Origin of the sequence: Pseudaminobacter soli (ex Li et al. 2025), assembly GCF_003012705.1 — a bacterium.
In the GTDB taxonomy this organism is placed as follows: domain Bacteria; phylum Pseudomonadota; class Alphaproteobacteria; order Rhizobiales; family Rhizobiaceae; genus Pseudaminobacter; species Pseudaminobacter soli.
The window spans coordinates 75,363-95,879 of record NZ_PXYL01000006.1; the positions used below are offsets into that span (position 1 = coordinate 75,363).

Here is a 20,517-nt window from a genome sequence, read left to right on the forward strand (position 1 = left end):
GAGACCTCATGGATACCGAGATGCTGATCGGTTCGCGCTTCGAGAAAGGCACCGAGATCGAAGAACCGATCCTCAACCCCAAGACCGGCGAAACCATCCTCAACCTGCCCGAGGCGAGCCAGGCGCAGATCGACGCCGCCGTCGCCGCGGCGCAAAAAGCCTTCGGCGACTGGTCGCGCACCACGCCCGCCCAGCGCTCCGGCTACCTGCTCAAGATCGCCGAGCGCATCGAGGCCGAGGCTGCCGAGTTCGCCCGGCTCGAAGCGCTGAACTGCGGCAAGCCCATCAATGCCGTGCTCAATGACGAGATTCCCGCGCTGGTAGACTGCTACCGCTTCTTTGCAGGTGCCGTGCGCTCCATGCCGGGCGTCGTCGCGGGTGAATATCTGCCGGGCCACACCTCGATGATCCGCCGCGACCCGGTCGGCATCGTCGCCTCCATCGCGCCGTGGAACTATCCGCTGATGATGATGGCCTGGAAGCTGGCCCCGGCCATTGCCGGCGGCAACACCGTGGTCTTCAAGCCGTCCGAGCAGACGCCGCTGACGGCGCTGAAGCTCGCGCGCATCCTGGCCGACGTGCTGCCCGAGGGCGTGGTCAATGTCGTGCTCGGCCGCGGCGAGAGCGTCGGTAATGCGCTCATCAATCACCCCAAGATCAACATGATCTCGATTACCGGCGACATCGCCACCGGCAAGAAGGTGCTGCAGGCGGCCGCCCGCTCGGTCAAGCGCACGCATCTGGAGCTTGGCGGCAAGGCGCCGGTCATCGTCTTTGACGACGCCGATCTGGAAGCCGTGGTCAATGGCGTGCGTGCCTTCGGCTACTACAATGCCGGCCAGGACTGCACCGCCGCCTGCCGCATCTATGCCGGCAAGAAGATCTACGACAAGCTGGTCGCCGACCTCACCTCGGCCGTCTCGTCGATCAGGTACAACCTTGCCGACGACACCGAAAACGAGATCGGGCCGCTCATCTCCAGCCGCCAGCGCGACCGCGTGGCAAGCTTCGTGGAGCGCGCCACCGAGCAAAAGCATATCGAGATCACCACCGGCGGCCGGCCGGGCGAGGGGGGCGGCTTCTTCTACCAGCCCACTGTCGTGGCCGGCGCGCTACAGGAGGACGAGATCGTGCAGCGCGAGGTGTTCGGCCCCGTGGTCTCGGTCACCCGCTTCTCCGATGTGGACGAGGCGGTGAACTGGGCCAACGCGTCCGATTACGGCCTCGCCTCCTCGGTGTGGACCAAGGATATCTCGCGCGCCATGGCCACCGCCGCACGCCTGCAATATGGCTGCACCTGGATCAACACCCACTTCATGCTCACCAACGAGATGCCACATGGCGGCATCAAGCAGTCGGGCTACGGCAAGGACATGTCGCTCTATGCGCTGGAGGACTACACGGTGGTCCGCCACGTCATGGTCGCGCATGGGTGAGCGGCCGGGCCTGATGATCAGGCCAAAGGAATGCCGGGACGCCACAACAAACGGCGCTCCGGCTGGGAACGAAAAATCCAACAAAAACAGGGAGGAAAAGCATGCGCAGGCGTCAGTTTCTCGCAGTCACCGGTGCGCTGGCTCTGGCCGGCATGACCATCATGCGACCGGCCATGGCCGACGACACGCCGCAGGCGGTAGTCGAGTCCTATCTGGCGGCGTGGAATGCCCACGATTCCGCCAAGGCGGCGGGGCATTTCGCCGACAACGTCACCTATTACGATGCCTCGGTCGGCACGCCGGTCGAAGGCCGCGAGGCGGCCAAAACGGGCGTCATCGATAATTTCCTCAACGCCGTGCCCGACGCCGTGTGGAAGATGAAGGGCTCGCCCATCGTGCAGGACGGCCGCGTTTCCTTCGAGTGGCAGTTCTCCGGCACCAATACCGGCGACTGGGCCGACGGCGCCAAGGCCACCGGCAAGAGTTTTAAGTTCGACGGCGCCTCGATATTCGAGATCGGCGGCGGCAAGATCACCCATCAGGCCGATTATTACGACGCGCTAGGCTTCTACAAGCAGCTCGGGTTGATGTAGGCGGGGCAACCGACGCTTCCTCTCCCCCGTCGAACGGTGGAGAGGTCGTTTGCGAAGCAAACCGGAGTGGCGGTCGAATTCTACATACGACCGGCTCTCGCACTCACTGCCGAAGGCAAATCAGGATCGGGCCAACCCCGATCCGGAAAAATTGGGCAGCCTTAGGCCGCCGCGTCGGCCGGCCGTCTGATGGTCGAGGACGCCGCGAGCACCAGCTCGTCCAGGCCGTCGCCGCCGGCATCGATGATCTCGAACAGGTGCCGGCGCATGCGCGGCTCCCAGAACTTGTTGATGTGCTCGGCCGTGCCGGCAATGCCTTCCTCTCGCGGCTTGGAGTGGAAGAAGGTCGCGATCTGGTTGGCCATGCGGATGATCTTGTCGCGCGTGCTGGCTCTGTGTTCATCAAGCGACATGGCGTGCTGCTCCGGAAGTAACGCGGTCTGGATTGGTGAAAATGTCGAAGTCGTCGCCGCGCACCAGCGCCACCAGCGTCATGCCGGCTTCGTCCGCGGTGCGGATGGCAAGCGCGGTGGGCGCCGAGACGGCGATGATGAAGCGCGAGCCGATGGCCGCCGCCTTCTGAACCATTTCGACGGAAACGCGGGAGGTCACGACAACCGCGCCGCTCGAACCGGCAATGCCGGCCCGCGCCAGCGCGCCGGCAAGCTTGTCGAGCGCATTGTGGCGGCCGACATCCTCGCGCGCCAACACCACGCCCTTGCCGGGGACGTAGAAGCCTGCGGCGTGCACCGCGCCGGTTTCGGCATGCATAGGCTGCGCCTTCGAAAGCAGCTTTACCGACTGGACGATGTCGTCCTCGGAAAGGGTCAGCGCAGCTTGGCCCACCTGGCAAACCGAGCGCATGGCTTCATCGATGGATTCGATGCCGCAGAGCCCGCAGCCGACCGGGCCGGCGAGCCTGCGCCGCCTCGCTTGGAAGCGCGTATTGGCCTTGTCCTTCAGGCGGATCTGGATGTCGATGCCGGCGCCGAGATCCTCGACCTCGATTGACTCGATCTCCTCGGCGGAGCCGACGATGCCCTCGGTGAGCGAAAAGCCCAGCGCAAAATCCTCGAAGTCGGCGGGGCTCGCCATCATCACAGCATGCGTGGTGCCGGCATAGGAAAGCGCGATCGGCGTTTCCTCCGGAACCATGCGCTGCGCCGCAGCCGTCCCGCTCGCGCGACGCGCGATGCGGGTGATCTGCGTGGTGGCGGGGCGGTTTGTCATGGTGCGCCTCACCCTTCCCCTTGTGCGGAGGGGCGATCCACGAAGTGGATCAGGTTAAGAGTAATCTGTCGGGCAGGACGGGCCTGTGTCAACCCCCACCCCGGACCTGCGGTCTGACCCTCCCCACAAGGGGAAGGGTATCGGCGCAGAGCCACCATCACTCCGCCGCTTCCAGCCGGCCTGCGATGCGGCGGCTCTGGTGTGCCTGCTCGTTGTATTCCTTCTGCCATTCCGACGGGCCGTTGGAAGGCGCCACCTGCACCGCCGTCACCTTGTATTCCGGACAATTGGTTGCCCAGTCGGAGAAGTCGGTGGTGATGACGTTGGCCTGCGTGTCGGGGTGGTGGAAGGTGGTGTAGACCACGCCCGGCGACACGCGGTCGGTCACCAGCGCGCGCAAGGTCGTCTCGCCGGCGCGGCTCTGCAGCCGCACCCAGTCGCCGTCGCGCAGACCGCGGTTTTCGGCATCGTGCGGGTGGATTTCCAGCCGGTCCTCGTCGTGCCACATCACATTGTCGGTGCGGCGGGTCTGCGCGCCGACATTGTACTGGCTGAGGATGCGGCCCGTGGTGAGCAGCAGCGGGAAGCGCGGACCAGTCTTCTCGTCGGTCGCCACATATTCGGTGCGGATGAACTTGCCCTTGCCGCGCACGAAGCCGTCGATATGCATGATCGGCGTGCCTTCCGGCGCCTTCTCGTTGCACGGCCACTGCACCGAGCCCATCTTCTCAAGGAACTCGTAGGAGACGTTGGCGAAGCTCGGCGTCGTCTTGGCAACTTCGTCCATGATCTCGGACGGGTGCTGGTAGTTCCAGTTCAGGCCCATCGCCTGGGCGAGCTTCTGCGTCACTTCCCAGTCGGCATAGCCGTTCTTCGGGCTCATCACCTTGCGCACGCGGTTGATGCGGCGCTCGGCGTTGGTGAAGGTGCCGTCCTTCTCGAGGAAGGTCGAGCCAGGCAGGAAGACATGTGCGTAGTTCGCCGTCTCGTTGAGGAACAGGTCCTGGACGACCACGCATTCCATCGCGGCGAGGCCGGCCGAGACATGCTTGGTGTCGGGGTCCGACTGCAGGATGTCTTCGCCCTGGATGTAGATGCCCTTGAACGTGCCTTCTACGGCGGCGTCGAGCATGTTGGGGATGCGCAGGCCCGGCTCGTTGTCGAGCTTCACGCCCCACAGGCTGTCATAGATGTCGCGCACGGCGTCGCCCGAAATGTGGCGGTAGCCCGGCAGTTCGTGCGGGAACGAACCCATGTCGCAGGCGCCCTGCACGTTGTTCTGGCCGCGCAGCGGGTTCACACCCACGCCCCTGCGGCCGATATTGCCGGTCAGCATGGCGAGGTTGGCGATCGCGATGACGGTCGTCGAGCCCTGGCTGTGCTCGGTCACGCCGAGGCCGTAATAGATCGCGCCATTGCCGCCGGTGGCGTAAAGGCGCGCAGCACCGCGGATCGTCTCCGCCGGCACGCCCGACAGCTTTTCAACCTCTTCGGGGCTGTGGCGCGGGTCCGAGACGAACTCCGCATAGTCCTGGAATTCCGCCCAGTCGCAACGCTCGCGGATGAAGGCCTCGTTGAACAGGCCTTCGGTGACGATGACATGCGCCAGCGACGTGACGACGGCGACGTTGGTGCCCGGCTTCAGCGCCAGGTGATGCGCCGCCTCGATATGGGCCGACTTCACCATCTCGGTGCGGCGCGGATCGATGACGATCAGCTTGGCGCCGGCGCGTAGCCGCTTCTTCAGGCGCGATGCGAACACCGGGTGCGCCGACGCCGGGTTGGCGCCGATGATCAGGGCGACATCGGTGTACTCGACCGAGTCGAAGTCCTGCGTGCCGGCCGAGGTGCCGTAGGTCTGGCCGAGGCCGTAGCCGGTCGGCGAGTGGCAGACGCGGGCGCAGGTGTCGACGTTGTTGTTGCCAAAGCCCTGGCGGATCAGCTTCTGCACGAGGAAGGTTTCTTCATTCGTGCAGCGCGACGAGGTTATGCCGCCGATGGCCGCGCGGCCATACTGGTACTGGATGCGGCGGAACTCGTTGGCGGTATGGGTCAGCGCCTCTTCCCACGACACTTCGCGCCACGGGTCGGTGATCTTCTCGCGGATCATCGGGTTGAGGATGCGCTCCTTGTGCGTGGCATAGCCATAGGCGAAGCGGCCCTTGACGCAGGAGTGGCCGCGATTGGCCTTGCCGTCCTTCCACGGCACCATGCGCACCAGCTCCTCGCCGCGCATCTCGGCCTTGAACGAGCAGCCCACGCCGCAATAGGCGCAGGTGGTGACCACCGAGTGCTCCGGCTGGCCGATCTGGATCACCGATTTTTCCGTCAGCGTCGCGGTCGGGCAGGCCTGCACGCAGGCGCCGCAGGAAACGCACTCGCTATCGAGGAAGAGTTCGTGCGCGCCCGGCGAAACGCGGCTGTCGAAGCCGCGGCCTTCGATGGTCAGCGCAAAGGTGCCCTGCACCTCCTCGCAGGCCCGCACGCAGCGCGAGCAGACGATGCACTTGGACGGGTCATAGGTGAAATAGGGGTTGGATTCGTCCTTCGGCATCCAGTTGAAGTTCTGGACGCCGTCGTTCTTGGCGCGGACGTGGTTGTCGCCCTCGTAGCCATAGCGCACGTCGCGCAGGCCGACGGCACCCGCCATGTCCTGCAGCTCGCAGTCGCCATTGGCCGCGCAGGTCAGGCAGTCGAGCGGATGGTCGGAGATATAGAGCTCCATCACGCCCTTGCGGATGTCTTTCAGCCGGCTGGTCTGGGTGTGGACCACCATGCCCGGCGCCACCGGCGTGGTGCAGGAGGCGGGCGTGCCGGCGCGGCCCTCGATCTCGACCAGGCACAGGCGGCAGGAGCCGAAGGCGTCGACCATGTCGGTGGCGCACAGCTTCGGCACCTGGATGCCGGCCTCCATCGAGGCGCGCATGATCGAGGTGCCCTCAGGCACGGTCACCGAAAAGCCGTCGACGGTCAGCGTGACCTGCTTTTCGGCTTTAGAGGCAGGGGTGCCGTAGTCGATTTCGTGGACGAGACCCATGGTTCTGACTCCTATTCCGCTGCCTGGGCGACCGCGACCGGCCGGAAATCTTCGGGGAAATGGGTAAGCGCGCTCATGACCGGGTAGGGCGTGAAACCTCCCAGCGCGCAGAGCGAGCCGAACTTCATCGTGTTGCAGAGGTCGGTGACCAGCGCGAGGTTCTTCTCGGGCTCGATGCCGCCCGCGACCTTGTCGAGCGTCTCCACGCCGCGTGTCGAGCCGATGCGGCAGGGCGTGCACTTGCCGCAGCTTTCGATGGCGCAGAATTCCATGGCGAAGCGCGCCATCTTCAGCATGTCGGCGCTGTCGTCGAAGACGGTGATGCCGGCATGGCCGATCAGGCCGTCGCGCTTGGCAAATTCCTCGTAGTCGAAGGGCGTGTCGAACAGCGCGCGCGGGAAATAGGCGCCCAGCGGGCCGCCCACCTGCACCGCCTTCACCGGCCGGCCGGTGACGGTGCCGCCGCCGATCTCGTCGACGATTTCGCCCAGCGTCAGGCCGAAGGCCACTTCGAACAGGCCGCCATGCTTCGTATTGCCGGCGATCTGGATCGGGATGGTGCCGCGCGAGCGGCCCATGCCGAAGTCGCGGTAATATTCCGCGCCCTTGTCCATGATGATCGGCACCGAGGCCAGCGAGATCACGTTGTTGATCACGGTGGGCTTGCCGAACAGGCCCTGGATCGCCGGCAGTGGCGGCTTGGCGCGCACCACGCCGCGCTTGCCTTCGAGCGAGTTGAGCAGCGAGGTTTCCTCGCCGCACACATAGGCGCCGGCGCCCGAACGGATTTCGATGTCGAAGCCTTGGGAGGATCCAAGCACGCTCTTGCCGAGGACGCCGGCGCTGCGCGCCACCTCGACGGCCTTGCTCATCACCGCGATCGCGTGCGGATATTCGGAGCGGATATAGACAAAACCCTTGGTCGCGCCGGTGGCGAGCCCGGCAATGGCCATGCCCTCGATCAGCACGAAGGGGTCGCCCTCCATGATCATGCGGTCGGCAAAGGTGGCCGAGTCGCCTTCGTCGGCGTTGCAAACGATGTATTTCTGCTCGGCAGCCGTATCGTGAACCGTCTTCCACTTGATGCCGGTGGGGAAGCCCGCGCCGCCGCGTCCGCGCAGGCCCGAATCGGTGACCTGCTTGACGATGTCGGCCGGGATCATCTTCACCGCGTTCTTCAGGCCGGTCAGGCCGCCATGCGCCTCATAGTCCTCCAGCGATACCGGATCGGTGATGCCGCAGCGCGCGAAAGTGAGGCGCGTCTGCTTGGCGAGGAAGGGAATCTTTTCCGGATCGCCGAGCGAAAGCTTGTGCTGGCCGCCGGTCACGAAGCCGGCTTCGAACAGCGACGGCACGTCCTTGGCCGAGACCGGGCCGTAGGCCACACGGCCGGCATCGGTGGCCACTTCCACCATCGGCTCAAGCCAATAGAGGCCGCGCGAGCCGTTGCGCACAATCCGCGCATCGATGCCGTGCGCAAGAATCTCCGCTTCGATCGCCTTGGCCACCTTGTCGGCGCCGAGGGCAAGCGCGCCGGAATCGCCGGGAACGTAGATGGTGACGGTCACGAGCGCACCTCCGCGACGATTTCCTCGACCTTGTCGGCGTCGAGCCTGCCGATCACTTCGCCGTCCAGCATGGCGGCCGGCGCGCAGGCGCAGAGGCCCAGGCAGAACACCGGCTCCAGCGTCACCGAATTGTCCTTTGCCGTCTCATGAAAGCCGATGCCCAGCGCCTGGCTGATCTGCGCCGCAATGGCGTCGGCGCCCATGGACTGGCAGGCTTCCGCCCGGCACAGCTTCAGCACATGGCGGCCGGCGGGGTGGTTGCGATAGTCGTGATAGAAGGTGACGACGCCGTGCACTTCCGCGCGCGACAGGTTCAGCGCATCGGCGATGACTGGCACCGTCTCGGACGGCACGTAGCCGAACTCTTCCTGTAAGCCATGGAGAATGGGAAGGAGCGGGCCTTCGAGCCCCTTGAATTCATCGATGACCGACTGCGCCCTGGTGGCGATGTCGGTACTTGCCGGCTGCAAACTCATGCAGCGCCCTCCCTTCAGAAACACCAATCGAGGCTAGTCAGAAGCGGAAAGCGTAATCAATAGAGCAGTTTCGTTGATCGATAGAAAAATTCTATCGAAGAGCGACGAGACTTGCCGCAAGCAGGCGCGCCTCGTGCAGCAGCGCCGAAACCATCGGCGTGTGCGGCTCGCGATGCGCGGCCACCAGGCCGACAAGATGGCTGGCGTCCGGCTCGACGATGGGGATGGCTCGGATGGGTTCGGCAAAGCCAAAGGTCTCCGCCAGGTTGAGCGGCATGATCGAGGCCCATTTGCCGGTGCGGATGTGGGAAAACAGCACGATCATCGAGTTGGATTCGAGCGTCGTGCGCGCCTCGACGCCAGCCTCTTCCAGATGCCGGTTGATGATGCGGCGGTTCTGCATGTCCGGCGTCAGCAGGCAGAGCGGCAGCGTGCTCACCTCCGCCCAGGTCACCGACTGGCGCTCTGAATAGGGCGTGCCGGCGGCGGTGATGAGCTGGTAGCGCTCCGAATAGAGCGGCACCGAGGCGACGCGGCCCAGCGGCTCGTTGTCGAGATAGGTGATGCCGATGTCGATCTCGAAATTGTCGAGCAGGGTCAGCACCTCGATCGAGGTGCGCGAGATGATCGAGAACGTCACCGCCGGATGCTTTTCATGGAAAGGCGTGGTCAGCCGCGGCGTCATGGCGAGCGCGGTTGGGATGGCTGCGATGCGTACATGGCCGGCAAGGCCGTGCCGCGCCGCGCGCATCTCCTCGCGCATGGTGCGGGTGTCGCCGACGATGCGGCGCGCCCATTCCAGCACCCGGCTGCCTTCAGGCGTCAGCCCCTGGAAGCGCGAGCCGCGCTGCACCAGCATCACGCCCAGCTGGTCTTCCAACTGCTTGATGCCGGCCGATAACGTGGGCTGGGTCACGCCGCATTCCTCGGCCGCACGGCCGAAATGCTGCTCCTTGGCGAGCGCGAGGAAGAATTCGAGCTTGTCGATCATGCGGCGAAACTAGCCGGTTGGCAGGCGAAGCGCCAGCGCGAGCTAGGCGCTTGCCTGTCCGGACCTATCGTCAGGCCGCGGCGCGTTCCAGTTCGGCGATGTCGATCTTGCCCATCTGCATCATGGCCTGCATGACCCGACCCGCTTTCTGCGCGTCCGGCTGCTTCAGCAGTCGGGGCAGGGCGGTCGGCGTCACCTGCCAGGAGAGGCCAAACTTGTCCTTCAGCCAGCCGCACTGGCCGGGCTGACCGCCATCGGCCGTCAGCTTATCCCAAAGACTGTCCACCTCTTCCTGCGTTTCGCAGGCGATCTGCATGGAGATCGCCTCGGTGAATTTGAACATCGGCCCGCCATTGAGCGCGACGAAGGAGAGGCCGTCGAGCTCGAACTCGACCGTGAGCACGCTGCCGGCAGGTGCGGGGCCGCCTTCGGTCATGCGCGCGACGGTGCCGATCTTTGAATTCTTGAAGATGGAGGTATAAAACTTTGCGGCTTCCTCGGCCTGGTTGTCGAACCACAGGAACGGGGTGATTTTCTGCATGTTCTTTCCTCTCGCTTGGCCGCGGCTCGGTCGCCGCGCCTTTCAAGGACGTGGTCAGAATGGCCGGTCCGACAAGGTCGGCAAAGTTTTTCGTCTGGATGTTCCGCAGACGGCGCTGGCCCAGTGTTGGTTCCGGCGGCGATATGCATTATCTCAAGCACAACACTGAAACAGAAGAAGCGCCATGTCAGTTACCAGAGAAGCCGTTCTCGAAAAGCTCAGCACGGTCAAAGGCCCCGATCTGGAGGGTGACATCGTCAGCCTCGGGCTGGTGTCCGAGATATTCATCGCCGACAGCAAGGTCTTCTTCTCGATCACCGTTCCGGCCGCCCGCGCCAAGGAACTCGAGCCGCTGCGCGCGGCGGCCGAACGGGTGGTGAAGGAGATGCCAGGCGTGTCGAGCGCAATGGTGGCCCTGACCGCCGAGAAGAAGGGCGGCGGCATGGAAAGTGCTCCACCGTCGCGTCCCGCTCCGCGCCCTGCCGCCCCCGCCACGCCCCCGCACGCCCCCGCCGGTCATCAGCCGGGCAAGCGCGGCGTGCCCGGCATCGAGGCGATCATCGCGGTGGCTTCCGGCAAGGGCGGCGTCGGCAAGTCGACGACCGCCATCAACATCGCGCTCGGCCTCGCCGCCAACGGCTTGAAGGTCGGCGTGCTCGATGCCGACATCTACGGCCCCTCTATGCCCAAGCTTCTCAACCTGCACGGACGGCCGCAGACGGTCGACGGCAAGGTGCTGAAGCCGATGGAGAAATACGGCCTCAAGGTCATGTCCATGGGCTTCCTCGTCGACGAGGAAACACCGATGATCTGGCGCGGGCCGATGGTCATGTCCGCACTCACCCAGATGCTGCGCGAAGTCGATTGGGGTCCGCTCGACGTGCTGGTGGTCGACATGCCGCCCGGCACGGGCGACGCCCAGCTCACCATGGCCCAGCAGGTGCCGCTGGCCGGCGCCGTCATCGTCTCGACGCCGCAGGATCTCGCACTGATCGACGCGCGCAAGGGCCTCAACATGTTCAAGAAGGTCGACGTGCCGCTGCTCGGCATCGTCGAGAACATGAGCTACTTCGTGGCCCCCGACACCGGCAAGCGCTACGACATTTTTGGCCATGGCGGCGCGAAGAAGGAAGCCGAGCGCCTTGGCGTCACTTTCCTCGGCGAAGTGCCGCTCGAAATGGGCATCCGCGAAAGCTCCGACGCCGGCGCGCCGGTCGTGGTCTCCAAGCCTGACGGGCCGGAGGCCAAGACCTATCGCGGCATCGCCGAAAAGGTCTGGACGCGCATTCAGGAAGAGCGCGGCGTGGCCGAGGCTGCGGTGCCGAACATCGTGTTCGACTGATGGCTGAGGGCAGGGAGCGCGCTACCCCGCGCTCACCTTTTCCCCAAAACTCGAAAAGAATTGCCCGGCGAGTTTCTTCGACGTCGAAGTGATCAGCCGGCTGCCGAGCTGGGCGATCTTGCCGCCCACATCGGCCTTGGCCTCATATTTGAGGATGGTGGTATCGGGGCCGTCCTCGGTCAGGGTCACGTCGGCGCCGCCCTTGGCGAAGCCGGCGATGCCGCCCTTGCCTTCGCCGCTGATGGTGTAGGAGTGCGGCGGCTTCAGGTTCGTCAGCGTCACCTCGCCGGCGAAGGTGGCCTTGATCGGCCCGATCTTCAGCACCACGGTGGCCGCCATGTCGGTGGGCGACTTCATCTCCAGGCTCTGGCAGCCGGGAATGCATTCCTTCAGCACGTCCGGGTCGTTCAGCGCCTCCCACACCTTCTGCACGGGCGCGGCGATGTGTTCTTCACCTTCGATGACCAGAGCCATGACTTCCTCCCGAGTGGATTGCTCTGAGAGGGGTACTGGACGCGGGGTTTCTTGTCTATCACACCAAAGTGCTTAGAGCATTTTGCAGCCAGGCGGAATCGCTTGGCGTCGCACAAATTCGGCTAACAAACCGCGCACTTGCCGGCTAGCGCAGCCGCCCGATCGGGATGATTTCGCGCGAGGTCGGCGTCCAGGGCGCGCCGTGCCAGTCGCCCAGCCAACGATCGATGGCAAGGCCGGCCTCGTGCAGCATGCCGGCCAGCGTGTCCTTCTCCGGAAAGGCGATCTTTGACTCCGCATGGAAGCGCCGCCCGCCGGGCGCATCGTAAAAGGTCTCGTAGGTCACGACGCCCGCCGCTTCATCCCACGCCGCGTCGTTCCAGGCTTTCACCGCGCCGAGGCGCGGATGCTCGACTGACCGCTGCGACTGCTCCGGCACCCATTCCAACCACTCCCGCGCTGCCGGATTGCGGCTGTCGAAGATGAAGCGCCCTTCCGGCGCCAGATGGGCCGCGATGGTGGCCAGCACCGCCCGCTGGTCTTCAGCCGTCAAAAACACCTGGAAGGCATGGCCGGTCAGCAGCACCAGGTCGAATTTTTTGCCCAGCCGCACATGGCGCGCATCGGCCTCGACCCACTCCACGCTGTCACCGCCCGGCCGTCTGCGTGCCACATCCAGCATGGCGCCAGCCGGATCGACGCCGGTGACATCGCGGCCGGACGCCAGCGCCACCGCCACCAGCCCGGTGCCGCAACCGAGATCGAGCACGCTCCGCGCGCCCTCGGCAAAGGCGATGCAATAGTCCTGATCCGCGCCGCCCTCGTTTTCGAGGTCGTAGAACTGCACGAGTTCGGGGTCGATATAGAGGCGGTCGTCGATCAGGCTCATGCGCTTGCTCCTCCAGCATTGCACGCGCTGATAGCATTTTTGGCGGCTTTCGTCTTCTCCGAGTTGTCTCCGCGCGGTGCCTCTTGCGGCCCCCAAAACCTTGTCATAACCATTTCACAGCCGCATTCCGGGAGAAGCCGATGGCCGATACCAAGACGCCCAAGAAATTCCGTTCGCAGGAATGGTTCGACAATCCCGACAATCCCGGCATGACCGCGCTCTATCTCGAGCGCTACCTGAACTACGGCCTCACGCGCGAGGAACTCCAGTCGGGCAAGCCGCTCATCGGCATCGCCCAGACCGGCTCGGACCTGTCGCCCTGCAACCGGCACCACCTCGAGCTTGCCAAGCGCGTGCGCGAGGGCATCGTGGCCGCCGGCGGCATTCCCTTCGAGTTTCCCTGCCACCCGATCCAGGAAACGGGAAAGCGTCCCACCGCCTCGCTCGACCGCAACCTTGCCTATCTCTCGCTGGTCGAAGTGCTCTACGGCTATCCGCTCGATGGCGTCGTGCTGACCATCGGCTGCGACAAGACCACGCCGGCGCTGCTGATGGCGGCGGCCACGGTCAACATTCCGGCGATCGCGCTGTCAGTCGGACCGATGCTCAATGGCTGGCACAAGGGCAAGCGCACCGGCTCGGGCACCATCGTGTGGGAGTCGCGCCAGCGCCTGTCGGCCGGCGAGATCGACTATAACGAGTTCATGGAGATCGTTGCGTCTTCGGCCCCCTCGGTCGGCTATTGCAACACCATGGGCACCGCCACCACCATGAACAGCCTGGCCGAGGCGCTGGGCATGCAGCTGCCGGGCGCGGCGGCCATCCCTGCGCCCTATCGCGAGCGCGGCCAGATCGCCTATGAGACCGGCAAGCGCATCGTCGGCATGGTGCATGAGGATTTGAAGCCATCCGACATCATGACGCGCGAGGCTTTCGAGAACGCCATCGTCGTCAATTCGGCCATCGGCGGTTCCACCAACGCGCCGATCCACCTGAACGCCATTGCCCGCCATCTCGGCATCAAGCTCGACAATGACGACTGGCAGGCCATCGGCCACAAGGTCCCACTCTTGGTGAACCTGCAGCCAGCCGGCGAATTTTTGGGCGAGGATTTTTGTCATGCCGGCGGCGTTCCGGCGGTGGTGATGGAGCTGATGAAGGCCGGCCTGCTGCCGCATCCCGGCGCGGTGACCGCCAACGGCAGCCCCATCGGCGAGAACTGCGGCACGGTGGAAAACCTCAATCCCGAGGTCATCCGCACGGTATCCGATCCGTTGAAGAAGGATGCCGGCTTCATCAATCTCAAGGGCAATCTGTTCGACAGCGCCATCATGAAGACCAGCGTGATCTCGAAAGAATTCCGCGAGCGCTATCTGTCGAACCCGACTGACCCGGATGCCTTCGAGGGCAAGGCGATGGTGTTCGACGGGCCGGAGGATTATCACGCCCGCATCGATGATCCCGCTCTCGGCATTGACGAGCACACCGTCCTGTTCATGCGCGGGGCAGGGCCCGTCGGCTACCCCGGCGCTGCCGAGGTGGTGAACATGCAGCCGCCGGATTACCTCATCAAAAGGGGCGTGCACTCGCTGCCCTGCATCGGCGACGGCCGCCAATCGGGCACTTCGGGCTCGCCCTCGATCCTCAACGCCTCGCCGGAAGCCGCGGTCGGCGGCGGCCTGGCGCTGCTTCGGTCGGGCGACCGGGTGCGCGTCGACCTGAAGAAGGGCACCGCCGACATATTGATCAGCGCCGACGAACTGCAGAGCCGCCGCACCGCGCTCGAGGCCGCCGGCGGCTACCACTATCCGGCCCACCAGACGCCGTGGCAGGAAATCCAGCGCGGCATGGTCGACCAGCTGTCGGAAGGCATGGTGCTGAAGCCGGCGACAAAATACCAGCGCGTGGCGCAGACCAAAGGCATTCCGCGGGACAATCATTAAGCGCGAAAAGCAAGACCTGCCGCGCTGCCCGACAAAACCCCTCTCCGTCTCGGGCTTCGCCCGAGCCACCTCTCCCCGCCAGCGGGGCGAGGAACCGGCACCCGCCGAGGTCGCGACCTCAGAGAACTTGGGTTCCTCTCAGAACTTGAGTTCCTCGCCCCCATGAAATGGGGGAGAGGTGGCTCGGGCGAAGCCCGAGACGGAGAGGGGGCGAAGCTCGCCCTTGGAGAGGGACGACGGCTAGAGCTGCCGTGGCGCTCCCTACAAGCCGCAATTCGTCGTCGCCAGCGGGGATGAATTTCACAAAACTTCTGAGGCCGACCAGCGCTAACTCGTTGAAATCAATCGCGACGAAAGAAATTCGCCGTCTCTTTCATCCCCCACCTTCCCACCTCCCGCATAATGCCCGCATCGGCCTCACCGGGAACACGGGTCATGAACCGGATGAGCGTGGAGGGCGACGATGTCCGGGCTGGTGGTGCTACGGTCGCACTGCTGGGTGATGAACCCCCAAGTCCGGGCCCAGGGTGTGGCTGGCCGCGCGAATGCGGAGGCGAACAAACCCAGGCAAGAGCATCGAACGGGCGGTCGAAGGACCGCAAGATTTATCAAAACGAGCGCGTCCGACGACCGCCCGTCTTCCCAGGTTCTTTGAAATGGCCAGACGCGAAAGCGGGCGTGGCAATGAATAGGTGCGTCGATACAAAAAAGGCGGGCCGGAGCCCGCCTTTGTGACAGAGTGCTTAGGCCGCTTTCTTGCGGGCCAGGCGTGCTCGGATGCTTTCTACATCGGCGCGGGGCGTCGCGGCAAACAGCGTCTTGGTGTAGCTGTGCTGCGGGCTGGAAAACACCTCGTCGCGGGTGCCGTATTCCACCGCCTCGCCGAAATACATCACCATCACCTCGTCGGCGATGTAGCGCACCACCGACAGGTCGTGGCTGATGAAGACGTAGGTCAGCTTGAACTCGTCCTGCAGGTCGGCAAGCAGGTTCAGCACTTGCGCCTGAACCGAAAGGTCCAGCGCCGACACCGGTTCGTCCAGCACCAAGAGGCTCGGGTTCAGCATCAGCGCGCGCGCAATGGCGATACGCTGTCGCTGGCCGCCGGAGAACATGTGCGGGTAGCGGTTGAAGTGTTCTTCGCCCAGCCCGACCTTCTTCAGCATCGCCATGGCGCGGTCGCGCCGCTCGGAAGCCGGCATGTCGGTGTTGATCTTCAGCGGCTCGCCCAGCACGTCGCCGATCTTCTGGCGCGGGTTGAGCGAACCGTAGGGGTTCTGGAACACGATCTGCACCTTGCGGCGCATCTCGGGCGTCAGCCCGTCGCGAGCGATGTCGACCTTCTTGTCGTCGATGACGAGTTCGCCCGAGGTCGGCGCATCGATCAGCGTGATGATGCGCGCCAGCGTGGACTTGCCGCAGCCGCTTTCGCCGACGATTGCCAGCGTCTTGCCCTTCTCGACGGAGAAGCTGACGCCCTTCACGGCATGGACCGTGCGGGACTTCGTGAACATGCCGCCCGAGACGTGGTAGTCGCGCTTGAGGTTCTTGGCTTCGAGAACGGTATTGGTCATGCCGAAACTCCTTCCGGCTCGTCGAGCACGAAGTCGGAGACGGTGGGCAGACGGTCGCCGGTGGCGTTGTCGGGCAGGGCCGACAAGAGCGCCTTGGTGTAGTTGCTCTTCGGCGATTCAAAAAGCGACAGCACGTCGGCTTCTTCCATCTTGCGTCCCTTGTACTGGACGACGACGCGGTCGGCCGTCTCGGCGACCACGCCCATATTGTGGGTGATCATGATCAGCCCCATGCCGTGCTCGGCCTGCAGGCGCATCAGAAGATCGAGGATCTGCTTCTGGATCGTCACGTCGAGCGCGGTGGTCGGCTCGTCGGCGATCAGGAGCTTGGGGTTGCAGGCGATCGCCATGGCGATCATCACGCGCTGGCACTGGCCGCCCGACATCTGGTGCGGGTAGGAGCCGAGCCGGTCGGCGGGGTCGGGAATGCCGACCAGTTGGAACAGCTCGATGGCGCGGGCGCGGCGCTGGGCGTTGTCCATGCCCATATGCACGCGCAGCACTTCTTCGATCTGGAAGCCGACCGTGAAGCACGGGTTGAGGCTCGCGATCGGCTCCTGGAAGATCATGGCGATGTCTCGGCCGATGATCTTGCGACGCTGCTCGGGCGACATGGCGAGCAGGTCCTGACCGTTGAAGGTCATGCTGTCGGCCGTCACCGTGGCGGTCTTGGGCAGGAGGCCCATCACCGCCAGCATCGAGACGGACTTGCCCGAGCCGGACTCGCCCACGATGGCCAGCACCTCGCGCGGCTCGACCGAAAGATCGATGCCCTTCACCGCCATGAACTGGCCGGCGCTGGTGTCGAAGGAGACGCAGAGGTTCCTGATTTCGAGAAGCGGCATCTTACGACCTCTTCAGCTTGGGGTCGAAGGCGTCGCGCAGGCCGTCGCCGATCAGGTTGATGGCAAGCACGGTGATCAGGATGGCAAGACCGGGGAAGGTCACCACCCAGGGCGCGCGCAGGATGAACTCGCGGGCCGCGGCCAGCATCGTGCCCCATTCTGGTGTCGGCGGCTGTGCGCCCATGCCGAGGAAGCCCAGCGCCGCCGCCTCGAGAATGGCGTTGGAGAACGACATCGTCGCCTGCACGATGAGTGGTGCAAGGCAGTTCGGCAGGATGGTCACCAGCATCAGGCGAATATTGCCGGCGCCGGCAACCCTGGCCGAGACGACATATTCGCGGTTCTTCTCGGCCATCACCGCAGCACGCGTCAGGCGTGCGAAGTGAGGCTGCAGAACGACTGCGATGGCGAGCATGGCGTTGAACAGACCGGGCCCGAGGATCGCCACCAGCACCAGCGCCAGAAGCAGCGACGGGAAGGCGAGGATGATGTCCATCACGCGCATGATCACCGTGTCGACCCAGCCGCGGAAGAAGCCGGCGAGCAGGCCGAGGATGATGCCGCTGACCAGCGCGAAGGTGACGACGACGACGCCGATGAACAGCGAGTAGCGCGCGCCGAAGATCAGTCGCGAAAGGATGTCGCGGCCGACGGCATCGGTGCCGAGGATGAAGTTCGAGGTGCCGTTCGCCCACCACATCGGCGGGGTCAGCAGCGCATCGCGATACTGTTCGTTGGGCGCGTGCGGTGCGATCAGCGGCGCGAAGATCGCGACCAGCACCAGAAGGGCGAAGACGACGAGGCCGAGGACGGCCCCGTGGTTCATGGAGAAATAGTGCCAGAACTCGGCAAGCGCACCCGGACGGGCGGCCGGCTTGGACGGCACGGCTGTGGTTTGGTTGCTCATCCTTGCCTCACTGCACGCGGATACGCGGGTTGATCACGGCGTAGAGGAGATCGACGACAAGGTTCACGGCCATGACGATGAGCGCGATCAGAAGCAGACCGCTCTGCACCACGACATAGTCGCGCTTGCCGATTGAATCGATCATCCACTTGCCGATGCCCGGCCAGGAGAAGATGGTTTCGGTGAGGATCGCACCCGCCATCAGCGTGCCGACCTGCAGGCCGATGGTGGTAACCACCGGGATCAGCGCATTGCGGAAAGCATGCATGCCGATCACGCGGCGCGGCGAAAGGCCCTTGGCGCGCGCGGTGCGCACATAGTCCTCGCCCAGCACCTCCAGCATTGCCGAGCGCGTCTGACGCGCAATGACGGCGAGCGGGATGGTGGCTAGCACGATCGCCGGCAGAATCAGGTGGCTGACGGCAGACGAAAACGCGCCTTTCTTACCTGAGATCAGGCTGTCGATCAGCATGAAGCCGGTATGGGGCGGGAAGAAGTATTGCAGACCGATGCGGCCGGAAACCGGCGTCCAGCCCAGCGTGCCGGAGAAGAAGATGATGAGCAGCAGGCCCCACCAGAAGATCGGCATGGAATAGCCGGTCAGGGCAGCGCCCATGGTGAGCTGGTCGAACCAGGAGCCGCGCTTGACGGCCGCGAAGATGCCGGCTGGAATGCCGATCGCGATCGCCAGCAGCATGGCAACGGTCGCGAGCTCCAGCGTGGCCGGAAACAGCGTCAGGAATTCACCCAGCACCGGCCGTTTCGTGGCGAGCGAGACGCCAAAGTCGCCGTGCAGGACGCCGCTGATGTAATCGAAATACTGGACCCAGATCGGGCGGTTGTAGCCGAAGCGTTCGAGCAGCTCGGCGTAGCGTTCGGGGCTCACGCCGCGTTCGCCTGCCATGGCCAGGATCGGGTCGCCGGGCAGCAGGCGCACGAAGGCGAAGGCGGCAAGGGTGATGCCGATGATCGTCGGAACGATCAGTGCGAATTTGTTGAGGATATAGCGGAACATGGTTCTGGCGATGGCAAGATGGCGCCCCGGGCGGGGCGCCATCCCCATTCGCTTTTCTTATTCGGCGATGTCGACGCCGTCGAAACGATGGATGCCGAGCGGATCCATCTCGAAGCCCACGACGTTCTTGGTCATGGGCATGAAGACCTTCGAGTGCGCGATGGTCAGCCACGGAGCCTCACGCTTGAAGACTTCCTGGGCCTTTTCGTAGATCTTGGTACGTTCGGCCTGGTCGGTCGTCTTCTTGCCGGCCTGCAGCAGATCCTCGAACTCCTTGTTGCACCAGATGGCGTAGTTGGACTGGCCGATGGCCTCGCAGCCCAACAGGAACAGGAAGTTGTCCGGGTCGCCGTTGTCGCCGGTCCAGCCAAGCTGGAAGGCGCCGTCGCGGTCGTTGGCCTTGCCGCGGGTGCGGTACTCGGTCCACTCGTAGCTGACGATCTCGGCCTTGACGCCGACCTTGGCGTAGTCGGCCTGGATCATCTCGGCAACGCGCTGGGCGTTCGGGTTGTACGGGCGGCTGACCGGCATGGCCCAGATCTTCATCGAGAGATCCTTGACGCCGGCTTCATCGAGCATCTTCTTGGCCGATTCCGGATCGTACGGGTCGTCCTTGATGTCCTTGTTGTAGCCCCACATCGTCGGCGGGATCGGGTTGACGGCCGCCTGTCCGGCGCCCTGATAGACCGCGTCGATGATGGCCTGCTTGTTGACGGCCATGTTGAGGGCCCTGCGGACCTCGACCTTGTCGAACGGCGCCACGGTGGTGTTGTAGGCCATGTAGCCGATGTTCAGGCCTTCCTGCTCGGCAACGTGCAGGTTTTCGTCAGCCTGCAGGCCGGCGATGTCGGCCGGAGCCGGGTAGGACATGATGTTGCACTCGCCAGCCTTCAGCTTCTGAGCGCGCACTGCCGGATCGGGAGTGATGGCGAAGATCAGGTCGTCGATCTTCTGGCGGCCGCCGAAATAGCCGTCCCAGGCAGCGTAGCGGATGACCGAGTCAACCTGGTAGTCGACGAACTGGAAGGGGCCCGTGCCGACCGGCTTCTGGGTGAACTGCTGCAGGTTGCCGGCCTTCTCGAGCTGGTCGGCATATTCCTTCGACACGATCGAAGCGAAGTCCATGCCAAGGTCGGGCAGGAAGGCGACTTCCGGCTTGTTCAGCACGAACTTGACGGTCAGGTCGTCGACCTTGACGATTTCCTTGAGCAGGTCCGGGAAGCCCATGCCGGCGAAGTATTCCCAGCCGGTGCCGGGCAGATAGCTGTACCAGGGGCTTTCCTTCTTCCACTGACGCTCGAAGGAGAAGATCACGTCGTCGGCGTTCAGGTCACGCGACGGGGTGAAGTAGTCGGTCGTCTGGAACTTCACGCCGGGACGCAGCTTGAAGGTGTATTCGAGGCCGTCGTCCGAGACGGTCCAGCTTTCAGCGAGACCCGGCATGAGGCTGGTCTTGCCGTGCTCGAATTCGACCAGGCGCGAGTAGATGGTGCGCGAGGACGCGTCGAAATCGTTGCCGCCGCTCCACGGCGACGGGTCAAAGCCTGCCGGCGACGCTTCAGAGCAATAAACAAGCGTTTTCGCATTCGCTGCCACACCGCCCAGTGCGGTTGCAGCTGCCAGAGCAGCTGCAAAAGTCAGCTTCTTTATCATTGA

The 20,517-nt window shown here is 64.5% G+C and carries 18 protein-coding genes; 4 read left to right on the forward strand and 14 right to left on the reverse strand.

Translation table 11 applies throughout. The features are described 5' to 3' along the window. The first annotated feature begins 8 nt into the window (after positions 1–8). A complete protein-coding gene (locus C7I85_RS13655; protein WP_106724551.1) occupies positions 9–1,436 on the forward strand; it encodes a gamma-aminobutyraldehyde dehydrogenase in 1,428 nt (475 codons plus the stop codon). Positions 1,437–1,537: 101 nt separating this feature from the next. Next, on the forward strand, positions 1,538–2,029 hold the full coding sequence (locus tag C7I85_RS13660) for an ester cyclase (RefSeq protein ID WP_106724552.1): 492 nt from the start codon (positions 1,538–1,540) through the stop codon (positions 2,027–2,029). Between the two features lie 161 nt (positions 2,030–2,190). Here C7I85_RS13660 and C7I85_RS13665 read toward each other — a convergent pair whose 3' ends face one another. From C7I85_RS13665 to C7I85_RS13695, 7 genes are all read right to left on the reverse strand, one after another. Then, entirely contained in the window at positions 2,191–2,442 is a 252-nt protein-coding gene (locus C7I85_RS13665; RefSeq protein WP_106724553.1) for a formate dehydrogenase subunit delta, read from the reverse strand. Then, entirely contained in the window at positions 2,432–3,259 is an 828-nt protein-coding gene (fdhD, locus tag C7I85_RS13670) for a formate dehydrogenase accessory sulfurtransferase FdhD (RefSeq protein WP_106724554.1), read from the reverse strand. The genes C7I85_RS13665 and fdhD overlap by 11 nt, the downstream gene beginning before the upstream one ends. A 157-nt stretch (positions 3,260–3,416) precedes the next feature. Continuing rightward, positions 3,417–6,296: a formate dehydrogenase subunit alpha gene (gene fdhF, locus C7I85_RS13675; protein ID WP_106724555.1), complete on the reverse strand. Its 2,880-nt coding sequence runs from the start codon at positions 6,294–6,296 to the stop codon at positions 3,417–3,419. 11 nt (positions 6,297–6,307) lie between these two features. Further along, positions 6,308–7,864: a formate dehydrogenase beta subunit gene (locus C7I85_RS13680; protein WP_106724556.1), complete on the reverse strand. Its 1,557-nt coding sequence runs from the start codon at positions 7,862–7,864 to the stop codon at positions 6,308–6,310. After that, complete coding sequence (locus C7I85_RS13685) at positions 7,861–8,340, reverse strand: formate dehydrogenase subunit gamma (protein WP_106724557.1); 480 nt, start codon at positions 8,338–8,340, stop codon at positions 7,861–7,863. Before C7I85_RS13685 ends, C7I85_RS13680 begins: the two co-directional genes overlap by 4 nt. A gap of 91 nt (positions 8,341–8,431) precedes the next feature. After that, positions 8,432–9,331: a LysR family transcriptional regulator gene (locus C7I85_RS13690; protein WP_106724558.1), complete on the reverse strand. Its 900-nt coding sequence runs from the start codon at positions 9,329–9,331 to the stop codon at positions 8,432–8,434. Between the two features lie 70 nt (positions 9,332–9,401). Further along, positions 9,402–9,872 carry a VOC family protein gene (locus tag C7I85_RS13695; protein WP_106724559.1) on the reverse strand — a complete coding sequence of 157 codons (471 nt, stop codon included), beginning with the start codon at positions 9,870–9,872 and terminating at the stop codon, positions 9,402–9,404. Positions 9,873–10,056: 184 nt separating this feature from the next. Here C7I85_RS13695 and C7I85_RS13700 point away from each other — a divergent pair, with 184 nt between their 5' ends. Beyond that, positions 10,057–11,214, forward strand: a complete 1,158-nt coding sequence (locus tag C7I85_RS13700) for an Mrp/NBP35 family ATP-binding protein (RefSeq protein ID WP_106724560.1) — start codon at positions 10,057–10,059, stop codon at positions 11,212–11,214. Positions 11,215–11,235: 21 nt separating this feature from the next. Here the strand turns inward: C7I85_RS13700 and C7I85_RS13705 are convergent, their stop codons facing one another. Both C7I85_RS13705 and C7I85_RS13710 read right to left on the reverse strand, forming a co-directional pair. Next, positions 11,236–11,688, reverse strand: coding sequence for an SRPBCC family protein (locus C7I85_RS13705; protein WP_106724561.1), 453 nt, complete (start codon positions 11,686–11,688; stop codon positions 11,236–11,238). Between the two features lie 145 nt (positions 11,689–11,833). Beyond that, positions 11,834–12,577 carry a class I SAM-dependent DNA methyltransferase gene (locus C7I85_RS13710; RefSeq protein ID WP_428832856.1) on the reverse strand — a complete coding sequence of 248 codons (744 nt, stop codon included), beginning with the start codon at positions 12,575–12,577 and terminating at the stop codon, positions 11,834–11,836. A 140-nt stretch (positions 12,578–12,717) separates the two neighbouring features. Here C7I85_RS13710 and C7I85_RS13715 point away from each other — a divergent pair, with 140 nt between their 5' ends. Continuing rightward, entirely contained in the window at positions 12,718–14,520 is a 1,803-nt protein-coding gene (locus C7I85_RS13715) for an IlvD/Edd family dehydratase (RefSeq protein WP_106724562.1), read from the forward strand. 743 nt (positions 14,521–15,263) lie between these two features. Here C7I85_RS13715 and C7I85_RS13720 read toward each other — a convergent pair. From C7I85_RS13720 to C7I85_RS13740, 5 genes are read right to left on the reverse strand one after another with little or no spacing between them, the layout of a single operon-like run. Next, complete coding sequence (locus C7I85_RS13720; protein ID WP_106724563.1) at positions 15,264–16,094, reverse strand: dipeptide ABC transporter ATP-binding protein; 831 nt, start codon at positions 16,092–16,094, stop codon at positions 15,264–15,266. Continuing rightward, positions 16,091–16,939: an ABC transporter ATP-binding protein gene (locus C7I85_RS13725; RefSeq protein ID WP_106724564.1), complete on the reverse strand. Its 849-nt coding sequence runs from the start codon at positions 16,937–16,939 to the stop codon at positions 16,091–16,093. Before C7I85_RS13725 ends, C7I85_RS13720 begins: the two co-directional genes overlap by 4 nt. A gap of 1 nt (position 16,940) precedes the next feature. Beyond that, positions 16,941–17,846 (reverse strand): ABC transporter permease subunit, encoded by a 906-nt coding sequence (locus C7I85_RS13730; RefSeq protein ID WP_106724565.1) that lies wholly within the window; start codon positions 17,844–17,846, stop codon positions 16,941–16,943. Positions 17,847–17,853: 7 nt separating this feature from the next. Next, on the reverse strand, positions 17,854–18,861 hold the full coding sequence (locus C7I85_RS13735; RefSeq protein WP_106724760.1) for an ABC transporter permease subunit: 1,008 nt from the start codon (positions 18,859–18,861) through the stop codon (positions 17,854–17,856). 57 nt (positions 18,862–18,918) lie between these two features. Continuing rightward, complete coding sequence (locus C7I85_RS13740; protein WP_106724566.1) at positions 18,919–20,514, reverse strand: ABC transporter substrate-binding protein; 1,596 nt, start codon at positions 20,512–20,514, stop codon at positions 18,919–18,921. Between the last annotated feature and the right edge of the window lie 3 nt (positions 20,515–20,517).